This window comes from Peristeroidobacter agariperforans (assembly GCF_004138335.1).
Taxonomy (GTDB): domain Bacteria; phylum Pseudomonadota; class Gammaproteobacteria; order Steroidobacterales; family Steroidobacteraceae; genus Steroidobacter; species Steroidobacter agariperforans.
The window spans coordinates 315,495-327,742 of sequence record NZ_RYFW01000002.1 but is presented as its reverse complement, the minus strand read 5'-3'; the positions used below and the strand labels follow the sequence as shown (position 1 = coordinate 327,742).

The window sequence follows — 12,248 nt, the reverse complement described above, 5'->3', positions numbered from 1 at the left end:
TTCTCCTCTAAATTTGCCTTACAGGCTCGCGGCCTCGGCGAGGCGGCGATGGGGATTACTGGCGTGCATGTCGTTGACGCCCACCAGCTCCACGCGCGTGCCGGCTTTGCGACTGCGCTGAATCCAGTCGGCGAGCACTTCCGCGCAGGTGTGATCCAGTACTGTGAGTGCGGCGAGATTCAGACGGATGTGACCGCCGTTCGGCAGCTCATCGAGAATCTTGGTGAGCCGCGGCAAGCTCAGAAAGGTAGCGCGCCCGCGAAACTGCAGCTCGATGTGCGCGTCCTTCTGGTCGACATTCACATCGAGTTTCAGGTCGCGCAGATGAGGCATGAGCTCGAGCAGCGACAGCACCAGGCCGGTCAGCACGCCCGTCAACAGATCGGTGGTGACCACCATGAACAGCGTGCTCGCCCAGATCAGCGCCGGCATCACGCCGTAGTGATGGTAGAGGTGTTTCACGTGATCCACGCTCACCAGACGCCAACCGGTCACGACCAGCACGCCGGCGAGCGACGCCATCGGGATCTCACGCAGCAGCCAGGGCAGACCCATTACGAACGCAAGGATCCACACGCCGTGCATGATGGCGGACGCACGAGTCAGCGCGCCGGCCTGGATGTTTGCTGAGCTGCGCACGATGACGCCGGTCATCGGCAAGGCACCAACGGCTCCGCACAGAAAGTTGCCAATGCCTTGCGCACGCAGCTCTTTGTTGTAGTCCGTGCGCACGCCATCGTGCATACGATCCACCGCGGCAGCAGAGATCAGTGTTTCGGCACTGGCGATGAATGCGACGGCCATCGCTGTCGCAATGAACTGCGGGCTCAACAAGCCAGTGACATCGGCCAGCACCGGCCAGGCCAGGCTGGCGAAGATGGATTCGGGAACGTTGACGCGCGTGAGCTCGAGCTGCAGGAAGTACGCAGCCAGCGTCGCAAGCACGACGCCTACCAGCGCGCCGGGAATCAGGCGCAGAGTGGCGGGCCTGAATCGTTCCCAAGCCAGCATCGCCACGATCGTGATGAGGCCGGCCGCGAAGGCACTGACCGTCGAGTGCGCTTCAGTGAACAGACGAAACAGCGAGACCGGGATCGCCAACAGATTTTCTACGCCGCTCGGCTTGGGCAGGTCGCCGAACAACACATGGAACTGACCGATGAAGATCAGAATGCCGATGCCTGCCAGCATGCCGTGCACGACCGCCGGCGAGATGGCGCGAAACCACCCACCGAGCTTCGCGGCGCCCGCAACGAACTGAAATCCGCCGGCGAGCAACAACAGCGGGCCGAGAGCGCCGATGCCGTATTGACGAACCAGCTCGAACACAATGACCGCGAGGCCGGCGGCCGGACCGCTGACTTGCAAGGGCGATCCAGCGAGCGCACCGACGATGATGCCGCCGATGATGCCGGTGATCAGACCTTTCTCGGGCGGCACGCCCGAAGCGATCGCGATACCCATGCACAAGGGCATCGCCACCAGGAACACCACGATGGACGCGGTGAAGTCGCGTACAAAGATACTTTGACGGGACATTCCCGCCGTGCTTTCGCTGGAACTCATAGGGTCGGCCTCAGGCGGTGCGGCTCAATGCCTGATGAGCGGCCAGACGCGGCGCATGCGGAAGTGCGACGGGCAGCGGCGTATCGTCACGCACGGCCGTGAATTCGCCCGTCTGTTCATCCAGCGCCAGGATGGCGCCGGAGTGAATGTCGACATACCAGCCGTGCAGAGCGATGGTTCCTCGCGCAATGCCTGCAGCGACGGAAGGATGCGTGCGCAGATGCGCCAGCTGACAAACGACGTTTTCCAGTGTCAGCGCGCGCAATCGATCGCGATCGGCGAGATCGGGATAGCACTTGCTCACTACCCCTACTGCTGCGTGCGAATGACGCAGCCACGCGGCGACGTTCGGCATTTCATCGAGGGCGCCGGGTTTGAGCAGCCCTTCCATCGCGCCGCATCCAGAGTGACCGCACACGATGATGTCGGTCACGCCGAGCGCCAGCACGGCGTACTCGACCGCCGATGACACGCCGCCATTCATTTGCGCGAACGGCGGCACGATGTTGCCGGCGTTACGCGTGACAAACAGGTCACCGGGCTCGGCTTGCAGGATCAACTCGGGAACGATGCGCGAGTCGGCGCAGGAAATCATCAGCGCCTTGGGACTTTGCCCCTTGGTCGCCAGACGGTTGTACAGGTCCGCATGCCGTGCGAACACATGCTTTTCGAACTTGAACACACGACCGATGACTTCGTTCATCTCAACCTCGAAACTTCACAGTCTGTCGAGGGATGAGAGTGCCGGGGTCGTTTTGCTGGTCTACGGCCGGTTCGTTACAAAGTATTGCTGCCCGTGTCCTGGCGCGGCAGCACGACCTCCGCACACAGTCCGCCTTCGGGACGATTGCTCAAAATCAACTTGCCGCCCGCGGCTGCAATGGCACGCACGGCGATCGGAATGCCCAGACCGACGCCGGAGGTGTTGCGCTGGCGCGCGGGATCGAGGCGCTGAAACGGCTCCAATACGCGCTGCATGTCGGCTTCGGGAATGCCGGGCCCGTCGTCCTCGACGCGAATGTGGATGGCGTCGTGATCCACTGACAGATACACCCACGCCCGATTGCCGTACTGAACCGCGTTGTTGGTGAGATTGCTCAAGGCGCGCTTGAACTCGACGGGTCGGAACCTCGCATCGCAATGCTCGGGACCGAAATAGGTTATGTCGTAGCCGCGATCCTGCAGATCATCCACCACGGTCGCGAGCAGTACGGCAAGATCGACGAGACACGGCTTCTCCGCGTGATCATCGCCGCGGAAGTAGGTGAGCAGCGAGTCGAGCATGAGCTCCATCTCGTCGAGGTCGTGGATCAGCGCATCGCGCGTCTGCGCCTCGTTCACGCCATCGACGCTCAGTCGCAGGCGCGCCAGCGGAGTTCTCAGATCGTGACCTACTGCGGCAAGCGCTTCAGTGCGATCTTTGATCATCGTAACGATGCGACCCTGCATGTCGTTGTATGCGCGGATCAAACGCCGGAACTCGGCCGGGCCCTGCTCTTCCAGCACCGTCGAATTGCCGTATCCCACGCGCGTGACGGCATCGGCCAGCAAGCCGAGCGGCCGCAGGATTAGGCGCAATGTCACGAGTGCGATCACCACCAGCGCGATCATCGGCAAACTGGCAATGAACACCCGGCGCAGCTTCAGCGGCCACTCGCCGACCAGGTCCTGCGCCCGGAAGTGCAACCACGAGCCATCGGAGAGTTGCAACGAGCCGATGACCACCGTCGCATTGTCCGCCGAGCCCAGGTGCAGGCGCAGGTCTTTGCCGCGCAGGCTCGGCTCCCACAACACCATCTGCCGGTGCATTTGCACGAGCGCGTCGGAGCGCTCGCCCGGATCGATCGGCTGTCGGAACCAGCCGAGCTTGAAATGTTCGGTGGAGCTGAACTCGACGATTTTGGAGCGACGCGCCGGCTCTTCGCGCTCGAGCATGCGAGCAACGACGACGATGTGTTCGGAAGTGCGGCGCGCCTCTTCTTCTCGAAGACTGAACCGGCTCGCGCCCTCGTACAGCAGCGTGTTCGCAGTCAAGCCGACGATGGCCGTGATCGTGACCACGGCGAGCACACTGGCGAGAGCGCCCCGAGGGACGAGCGTTATGCGCATCTCAATCGTGCGTCACGTCGGCGGTCAGCATGTAGCCGACGCCACGCACAGTAGTGATCGGAGCTGGCTGGCCCGCGTTCGACAGCTTGCGTCGCAAGCGGCTGACCAGCACATCGATGCTGCGATCGGAGGCATCGCCCAAGCGCACGCGCGACAGCTCGATCAACCGATCGCGTCCGAGAATGCGCTGCGGACTGCCGATGAAGCTGGCGAGCAGATCGAATTCGGCGCCAGTGAGGTCAATACTCGCACCGCTCGGCGACAGGACCGAGCGACGGCGCAAATCCACCGTCCAGCCCGCGAATCGTACTTTCTCCTCGCGCGCCTGATCCGGATCGCTGTTGCTCGGGCGACGCCGCAGCACCGCGCGTATTCGAGCCAGCAGCTCGCGCGTGCCGAACGGTTTGGGGATGTAGTCATCCGCACCGAGCTCCAGCCCGATGACCCGATCCGTTTCATCGCCCTTGGCGCTGACGAAGATGATCGGAGTATCGCTGCGCGCACGCAGCTCGCGGCATAAATCGATGCCGCTGTGACCGGGGAGCATGATGTCGAGAAGAATCAGATCGACCGGGCGCTGCTCGAGCGAATTCCACATCTCCGCCCCGGAACGGGCTTGATGAACGGCGAAACCGTTCTGCTGGAGCGCGCGTGCAATCAGCACTCGAAGACCCGGATCATCCTCGACGACGAGGACAGCTGGGGCAGTCATGCAACGTTTCAGGAATCTTGGCTACGTTGAGAACGCGGCATCTAGCCCGCTCACCGTCGCCGAGTCAACCTGCATTGAAACTTATGGCGGTCGCGCCGGTCCGAACACCTGCCGTCATTCGTCGGCGAACCAGGGCCTCGCAACACTCATCAAATGAGTGCTGCCCTAGTTCGCAACCGCCGGCTGATAGTTTTGGGCAAGCGGCGGCGCCTCGATCGCGAGCGCCAGCGCCTCGCGCGCCAGCTCGATCAAGCCTCGCGTGCAGTATTCGTACTCACCGCGAGTGACGACGATCGACCACGACACTGCACCGGCCTGTTCTGTGACGCGCACCATTGCTCTTGCCGGATCGATGCGGGGCGCTTCACGGCCCGGCGTCTGCGCGGCGCGCGCCAGCGTCTTCAATTCCCGATACAACACCGAGCCGGCGCCCGCTTCCAGCAAGGCAGCAAACGTCAGCGTCGCGGCTTCGATGTCAATACGCAGCCGGCTGATTCGTCCGTCCGGCCATTCCACATCGATCGGCATGCGGCCAACGCGCAGCTTGCCTTCTTGAAAGCTTCGCAGCTCGCCGCGCTCGACCAACGCACGCAAGGCCGCGCAAACCGCCTTGACCTCTTTCGAGCGGCGGATCGGCGCGACAAAGTCACAGGAGTGGGTCATGTCCGTGTGATTACTCATAACCTAATTCACCTACCGAGCGGTAGGCAACGCATAGGATAGGCCGTCGCGGCGGCCGGCTCCAGTACCCTTTCGCAACTTGTATGCACGACCGCGTGAATCGAATACAGTGGCGCCCCCAAATCTGCATGAATTGTTCTTTAGGTTCGCCAAAGAGTCCGGTGAATGAGTCAAGACAGCTCCTTGTCAGCTAACGCGCGCGATAACCTCCGCCAGGCCGCCCTCGCCTACCACGAGCTGCCGACGCCTGGAAAGCTGGCCATTACGGCCACCAAGCAATTGACCAACCAGCGCGATCTGGCGCTGGCGTACTCGCCCGGCGTCGCCGCGGCGTGCGAAGCGATCGCCGACGATCCGCTGGCGGCATTTCGTTACACCGCGCGCGGCAATCTGGTTGCTGTGATCACCAACGGCACGGCAGTGCTCGGCCTGGGCGCCATCGGGCCATTGGCCGCCAAGCCGGTGATGGAAGGCAAAGCCGTGCTGTTCAAGAAATTCGCCGGCATCGACGTGTTCGATATCGAGCTGGATGTGAACGACCCGGACCGCCTGGTCGATGTGATCGCCGCGCTCGAGCCCACCTTCGGCGGCATCAACCTCGAGGACATCAAGGCTCCGGAGTGCTTCATCATCGAGCGCCGTCTGCGCGAACGCATGAAAATCCCGGTGTTTCACGACGACCAGCACGGCACCGCCATCATCGTCGCAGCCGCCGTGCTGAACGGTTTGCAGGTGGTCAACAAGGACATCAAGTCGGTGAAGCTGGCGGTCAGCGGTGCGGGCGCCGCCGCGCTCGCCTGCGTCGACCTGCTGGTCGACATCGGTCTGCCGCGCGAAAACGTGTGGCTCAGCGATCTCGCCGGCGTCGTGTACCTGGGCCGCAAGGAATTGATGGATCCGGAGAAGGAGCGATTCGCACAGCCGACCGATAAGCGCACGCTCGCCGAAATCGTGGTCGACGCTGACATATTCCTGGGCTTGTCGGCCGGCGGCGTGTTGAAGCCGCAGATGGTGTCGGCCATGAAGCCGCGGCCGCTGATTCTGGCGCTCGCGAATCCGACGCCGGAAATCCTGCCGGAAGAAGTTGCAGCCGTGCGCAGCGATGCGGTGATGGCCACGGGCCGCACCGATTATCCCAATCAAGTGAACAACGTCTTGTGCTTCCCCTACATTTTCCGGGGCGCGCTCGATGTTGGTGCAACGACCATCACGCGCTCGATGGAAATCGCCGCGGTCCATGCAATCGCCGAACTGGCGCGCCAGGAACAGAACGACATCGTCGCCAGCGCCTACAACACCGAAAATCTTACATTCGGACCGCAGTACATCATTCCCAAGCCGTTCGATCCGCGCCTGATCGTGAAGATCGCGCCAGCGGTGGCGAGGGCTGCGATGGACAGCGGCGTGGCAACGCGCCCGATCCAGGACTTCGACGCCTACGGCCAGAAGCTGCAGCAGTTCGTGTATCACAGCGGCACGTTCATGCAGCCGGTGTTCGCCGCTGCTCGTCGGGTCGCCAAGGAACATTCACGCATCATCTTCGCTGAGGGCGAAGAGGAACGCGTGCTGCGCGCCGCGCAGATTCTGGTCGATGAGAAGCTGGGGCGTCCGATCCTGATCGGCCGTCGCGGCGTCATCGACAAGCGCATCCAGAAATATGGGTTGCGATTGAAGCGCGACGAGCACTTTTCCAATGTCGATCCCGAATACGATCCGCGCTATCGCGAATACTGGGAAGACTATCGCCGCCTGATGGGCCGCCAGGGCGTCACCGCGCAGTACGCCAAGCTCGAAATGCGCCGGCGTACGACGCTGATCGCGGCGATGCTGATGAAGAAAGGCGAAGGCGACGGCTTGATCTGCGGCACCATCAGCAGCAGCGGCCGTCATCTCAAGTATGTCGACCGCGTGCTGGGCAAGAAGCCTGGCACCAGCGTTTACGGTGCGATGAGCGCGCTGGTCCTCCCCGGCCGGCAGCTGTTCATCGTCGATACGCACGTGAATCTGGATCCGACCGCCGAGGAGCTGGCGGAGATCACCCTCCTGGCCGCCGAAGAAGTCAGAAACTTCGGCATCGAGCCCAAGATCGCACTGATCTCACATTCGAACTTTGGCACCAGCGATGCGCCGTCGGCGCTGAAGATGCGTCGCGTGCTGGAGCTGGTGCGAGCCAGCGCGCCGGAGCTCGAGATCGATGGCGAGATGCACGGCGACTCGGCGCTGGACGAATCCATTCGCAAGACTGCGCTGCCCGAGACGACGCTGCACGGCTCGGCCAACCTGCTGGTGCTGCCGAACCTGGATGCTGCGAATATTGCTTATAACTTGCTGAAGACCGCCGCCGGCCAGAACGTGGCGATCGGGCCGATTCTGCTCGGCTGCGCCGCGCCGGTGACCATCCTCACGCCGTCGGTCACGGTGCGTCGTATCGTGAACATGGCGGCGCTGACCATCGTGCACGCCAACGCCGCGAAGCAGATTCAGCTGGGACTGTCCTCGCCCTGAGCAAACGGCTTCGGTCGCTCCCATTCGGGAGCGACCGTCGGCACGCCGTTACTTGCGCTTCTTGCGATCGTCGTCGTCATATTCGTGTGACAGCGTCTCGCCATTGCGGCGATCGATCATCAACTCGATCTCGCGGCCCTGCGCGTCGTAGCCCTCGACCTCGGCGAGCAGATCGCGCACCTTGATCTCCTTGACCTTGATGCCCTGGGCAGTGAGACGGCTCTCGATTTCGCCCACGCTCAGCGCATTGGCGGGCACCTGGACGGCGAACTCGGGCGGGTTCTGGGCCCAGGCCGATGCGCCTGCCGCGGCCGTCAACGTCACCACTGTCGCCAGCATCACGGCGCGGACGCCGCTCGTGCCAATAGTCATGTCTCTTCTCCTGTGTAAAACTGCCTGCAAATCGGCGGCCCGCTTCGACAAAGCAAAGCATCGGCTGCCATGGCGAGCCACTCTACGCAGGGCATGCTGACGCCAGGCCGTCAGCCCTCGTCAGCTTGGCGTCAGCGCCTGGCAGTCACAGTAAAGCCATGAAATCCAGATTTGCAGTGGCCCTTGTCCTGCTGCTCAGCACGCTGTCGCTGGGCGTGTCTCCCGGACTGGCCGACAAAAAAGACCGGAAGAAAGAGCACACCGTGGTGCGCGAAGCCCTACAGCGCGGCGAAGTGCTGCCGCTGGTCAAGATCCTGGCGATCGCCAATCAGCAGGTGCCCGGCGACGTGATCGAGGTGGAGCTGGAAGAAGAGAAAATCGGGCTGATCTACGAAATAAAAATACTCACTGGCAACGGCCGTGTGCGCGAAGTGAAAATAGATGCCCGCACCGGCAACGTGATCAAGATCGAGGACGATTGATTTGCGAGCCCTGGTGATCGAAGACGAAGCGGCAGTCGCGCAGGACGTGGCGCAGGCGCTGTCCGGCGCCGGCTTCGTCGTGGACATCGCCGCCGAAGGCGAAGACGCCTGGTACAAAGGCAGCGTCGAGGATTACGACGTCGCAGTGCTGGATCTCGGCTTGCCTCGCATCGACGGTTTGTCGGTGCTGAAGCGCTGGCGCAGTGCGCAGCGAACATTTCCTGTGTTGATTCTCTCGGCCCGCAACGACTGGACCGAAAAAGTCGCGGGCATCGAAGCCGGCGCCGACGACTATCTCGGCAAGCCGTTCGAAATGGGCGAGCTGATTGCCCGCATCCGCGGCCTGGTCCGGCGCGCCGCCGGCCGAGCCTCTTCGACCATCGAGGTCGGCGAGCTCGTGCTCGACACCCATCGCATGTCGGCGACGTTCGGCGGCCGTCCGCTGCGACTGTCGCAATTGGAATTTCGTTTCCTCGACTATCTCGCTCATCAAAGCGGCCGCGCCGTTTCGGCCGGCGAGCTCGCGGAACATTTGTATGGCGCGGACGATCCCGGCGACTCCAATGCCATCGAAGCGCTGGTCGTGCGGCTGCGACGCAAGATCGGCCCGCAGGTGATCGAAACCCGCCGCGGCTTTGGATATTTGCTCGCGGGTGATGGTGGGTGATGCCGCGATCCCTGCGCGTTCGGCTGTTGCTGGGCGCCGCAATCGCAATCTTCCTTGCCCTGGCTGCCGCCTGGGTGGCCATGACGCTGTTGTTCGAGCGTCATGTCGAGCGCCGCATCGAAGCCGACTTGATCCGTGACGGCCTGCAACTCGCGGCTGCACTCTCAATTGCGAATGATGGCACGCCAGCACTCGAGCACGAGCCAGGCGATGCCCGTTTCTTCGAGCCCGCCAGCGGCCTGTATTGGCAGGTCTCGACGCCGCAAGGCGCGTTGAATTCGCGATCTCTTTGGGATCAGCATCTGCCCGAGCCCAGGAATGTCGATTCATTGGAGTGGAAGAGCCGCACCCTCGATGGGCCGTTCGACCAGCTGGTGCTGCTGGTCGAACGCTTCATCCGCCCGGAGCGGGCGGGCGCCGATGTATTGATCCAATTAGCGCACGAGCAGAGATCCCTGCACGAAGCGCGGGAGGAGTTTGGCGAGGAGCTGGCGCTGTTCCTCGCGATCCTCTGGTTCATCTTGTCCGCCGCGGCTTGGGTGCAAGTCGAACTGGGCCTGCGACCGTTGCGTCACGTACGCAACGAAGTAGAAACATTGAAGCGCAACCCGCGCGAGCGCATCGTCGCCGCGCACGTCACCGAGATCGAGCCGCTTACACTGGCAATCAACGAGCTGGCGGACGCTCGCGAAAAAGATTTGAGTCGTGCACGCCGTCGCGCTGCCGATCTCGCCCATGGATTGAAAACACCGCTCGCTGCGCTGTCGGCGCAGAGTCGTCGAGCTCGCGAGGCAGGCGCGACGGAAGCCGCTGACGGCTTGGATCAGGCTATCGCGGCCGCAACCTCCGCCATCGAAGGCGAGCTGGCTCGCAGCCGGGCCGCAGCTATTCGCGCCGCTCCGAGCGGCGATACTACGGTCGCGCTGCCGCCGATCGAATCGCTCGTCGGCGTGGTGGAAAAGACGGAGTTCGGCGCGAAGCTGGTATTCGAGGTCAACATTCCCGAGGACCTGCACTTACCCGTCGCCGGCGAAGATCTGCTCGAGATCGCAGGCGCCCTGATCGAGAACGCCGCGCGCTATGCCCGCCGACGCGTTCGCATTACCGGACAAGCCATCGAAGGCGGCTCGTTCTCGGTGGAAGACGACGGCCCCGGCATCGAATCGGAAAAGATCGCCGAGGCACTGATGCGCGGTGGACGACTCGACGAAGCTGGCTCGGGTCACGGCCTTGGGCTCGCCATTGCGAACGATCTGGTAGACGCCACACGCGGCGCCATCACACTGCTGCGCTCAGAGCTCGGTGGTTTGAAAGTAACAGTCGCGTGGCCAGCGCCACATCTTCCGGCGAGCGCCGGGTACGAACGGCGATAGCCCTGATAACACGTCGGCGGGCGGGTGGGCTCCTACCGAGAAAGAAAATTGCGAATCCATTCAGCGACACGCCGCGCATCATTCGGCTTCTGCAACGAAGCCGCCGCCGCATCCGCGAACTCCTGCTGATACCTCGTCCCTCGCCGCAGATCGATCAAAGCCGTCGCATACTCCGGCGAAAACTCCGGATGACCTTGAAATGAAATCGCTCGCCGCTCCGGATACTCGAGCACGGCATAGGGCGTGAACTCGCTGGCCGCGAGCACCTTCGCATCCGCAGGCAGCTCGATGATCTGGTCCTGGTGCGACACCGGAATGCTCAGCTGCAGCTCGGGATCCGAATTCATCCAGTCGGCGCGCCGCTTGATGTCATAGCTGTGCAGGCCGACGCCCCACCCTTTCGGCGATTTGGCGACGCGGCCGCCGTACGCCTCCGCCATGACCTGGTGCCCGAAACAAATGCCGACCATGGCCGTGCGACCGGAGGACTGCTGAATGAATTGCTTCAGCGGCTCGATCCACGCATCTGCGTCATACACACCCGAAGCGGAGCCGCTGATGAGATACGCATCGTGACGGTCGACCTGCCCGGGCAGCTGCCCGCTGCGCACGTCGTAATAGGAATAGCGATAGTCCGGGCCCAGCATCTGCCGGAACATGTCGCCATACGAGCCAAAACGATTCTTCAGATCCGCCGGCGGTGCGCCGGTCTCCAGGATGCCCAGGTCCATCGCGATCTCAGCAAGGAACGATGGCGCATAGCATAGCAATGCCGCACGCGGGGCCCTAGCAAATTGGCCTTACCAATCTCTGTCACTGGCCCGACCAGCAGTCATAACAAGCCGCCACGGGCCTCCAGCAGCTCAACCGTTGGAGCTGAATTTTCCGGTCGGCGGCTTGTGACAATTGGTCAAGCCAGCAATAATGCGAGCCCCTCCGCCACCGACCCACGATTCCCCAATGGCCGCAGATACACAGCGACTGTACGAGCGCATCGCGCAGAAGCTGGCGAGCGGCATTGCACAGGGCGATTACAAGGTCGGCCAGCGCTTGCCCTCCGAGCGGGAGCTGGCGCAGAACTTCTCGGTGTCGCGCCCGACGATTCGCGAAGCAATCATTGCGCTGGAACTGGATCGCCTCGTCGAAGTGCGCGTCGGCTCGGGCGTGTATGTCATCAACACCGAACCGCCGGGCGGCAAAGCCGGCGCGACCGACATCGGCCCGTTCGAATTGCTCGAGGCCCGGCGCTCCATCGAAGGCGAGGCATGCGCGCTTGCGGCCGCTCGCATCGACGATTCCCAACTCGCCGAACTGGCGGCGCTGCTCAACGAAATGCGCACGGAAAATGAGCATGACGTGATGCTGAGCGAAGACGCCGACCGGCGCTTTCACGAGGTCATCGCGGCCGCCACTCAGAACAGCGGCATCATTGCCGCCGTGAAAATGCTCTGGGATGCGCGCACCCGCTCACCGCAAAGCCGCTCGCTCAGCACCAAGGTGCGGGCGACCGGGGTCAAGCCTCGCATCGACGAGCACACCGCGATTCTCAAAGCGCTTCGCCAACGGGACGCCGATGGCGCCCGAGAGGCGATGCGCGACCATTTGACCCGCGTGATCGATGCCCTGCTCAAGGCCACCGAGGTCCAGGAGCTGGAGCGCGCCCGTCAGCAAATCGCCGAGCAGCGCAAGCGATACGCCGCCAGCAAGTAGCTCCGACCCGGCGGGGCCTCGCGCCACAAACCTGGATGGCAATCGTTGACATCCGCAATTGGTCAGGCCAG

At 63.1% G+C, this 12,248-nt stretch carries 12 protein-coding genes; 5 read left to right on the top strand and 7 right to left on the bottom strand.

The window, feature by feature from the left end; translation table 11 throughout:
* Window positions 1-18: 18 nt before the first annotated feature.
* The 5 genes from EK373_RS15360 to EK373_RS15340 form a co-directional block, all read right to left on the bottom strand.
* A complete protein-coding gene (locus EK373_RS15360) occupies window positions 19-1,539 on the bottom strand; it encodes a SulP family inorganic anion transporter (protein WP_129644427.1) in 1,521 nt (506 codons plus the stop codon).
* Window positions 1,540-1,576: 37 nt separating this feature from the next.
* Window positions 1,577-2,269: a carbonic anhydrase gene (locus EK373_RS15355; RefSeq protein ID WP_129644425.1), complete on the bottom strand. Its 693-nt coding sequence runs from the start codon at window positions 2,267-2,269 to the stop codon at window positions 1,577-1,579.
* Between the two features lie 74 nt (window positions 2,270-2,343).
* A complete protein-coding gene (locus tag EK373_RS15350) occupies window positions 2,344-3,675 on the bottom strand; it encodes an ATP-binding protein (RefSeq protein WP_129644423.1) in 1,332 nt (443 codons plus the stop codon).
* A gap of 1 nt (window position 3,676) precedes the next feature.
* Entirely contained in the window at window positions 3,677-4,387 is a 711-nt protein-coding gene (locus EK373_RS15345) for a response regulator (RefSeq protein ID WP_129644421.1), read from the bottom strand.
* Window positions 4,388-4,552: 165 nt separating this feature from the next.
* Window positions 4,553-5,068 (bottom strand): hypothetical protein, encoded by a 516-nt coding sequence (locus EK373_RS15340; protein WP_129644419.1) that lies wholly within the window; start codon window positions 5,066-5,068, stop codon window positions 4,553-4,555.
* A gap of 165 nt (window positions 5,069-5,233) precedes the next feature.
* On the opposite strand from EK373_RS15340, the gene EK373_RS15335 reads away from it, so the two are divergent.
* Window positions 5,234-7,573, top strand: a complete 2,340-nt coding sequence (locus EK373_RS15335; protein WP_129644417.1) for an NADP-dependent malic enzyme — start codon at window positions 5,234-5,236, stop codon at window positions 7,571-7,573.
* Window positions 7,574-7,621: 48 nt separating this feature from the next.
* On the opposite strand, the gene EK373_RS15330 is transcribed toward EK373_RS15335, so the two are convergent.
* Window positions 7,622-7,945 (bottom strand): PepSY domain-containing protein, encoded by a 324-nt coding sequence (locus EK373_RS15330; protein WP_129644415.1) that lies wholly within the window; start codon window positions 7,943-7,945, stop codon window positions 7,622-7,624.
* 158 nt (window positions 7,946-8,103) lie between these two features.
* On the opposite strand from EK373_RS15330, the gene EK373_RS15325 reads away from it, so the two are divergent.
* From EK373_RS15325 to EK373_RS15315, 3 genes are read left to right on the top strand one after another with little or no spacing between them, the layout of a single operon-like run.
* Window positions 8,104-8,427: a PepSY domain-containing protein gene (locus tag EK373_RS15325; RefSeq protein ID WP_129644413.1), complete on the top strand. Its 324-nt coding sequence runs from the start codon at window positions 8,104-8,106 to the stop codon at window positions 8,425-8,427.
* Between the two features lies 1 nt (window position 8,428).
* Window positions 8,429-9,094, top strand: coding sequence for a response regulator transcription factor (locus EK373_RS15320; protein ID WP_129644411.1), 666 nt, complete (start codon window positions 8,429-8,431; stop codon window positions 9,092-9,094).
* The gene (locus tag EK373_RS15315; RefSeq protein WP_129644409.1) at window positions 9,094-10,467 is read left to right on the top strand and encodes a sensor histidine kinase; all 1,374 of its coding nucleotides are present in this window, start codon (window positions 9,094-9,096) and stop codon (window positions 10,465-10,467) included. Before EK373_RS15320 ends, EK373_RS15315 begins: the two co-directional genes overlap by 1 nt.
* Before the next feature lie 32 nt (window positions 10,468-10,499).
* On the opposite strand, the gene EK373_RS15310 is transcribed toward EK373_RS15315, so the two are convergent.
* On the bottom strand, window positions 10,500-11,198 hold the full coding sequence (locus EK373_RS15310) for a glutamine amidotransferase-related protein (protein WP_129644407.1): 699 nt from the start codon (window positions 11,196-11,198) through the stop codon (window positions 10,500-10,502).
* A gap of 229 nt (window positions 11,199-11,427) precedes the next feature.
* Here EK373_RS15310 and EK373_RS15305 point away from each other — a divergent pair, with 229 nt between their 5' ends.
* On the top strand, window positions 11,428-12,177 hold the full coding sequence (locus tag EK373_RS15305) for a FadR/GntR family transcriptional regulator (RefSeq protein WP_129644405.1): 750 nt from the start codon (window positions 11,428-11,430) through the stop codon (window positions 12,175-12,177).
* The last annotated feature ends 71 nt before the right edge of the window (window positions 12,178-12,248 follow it).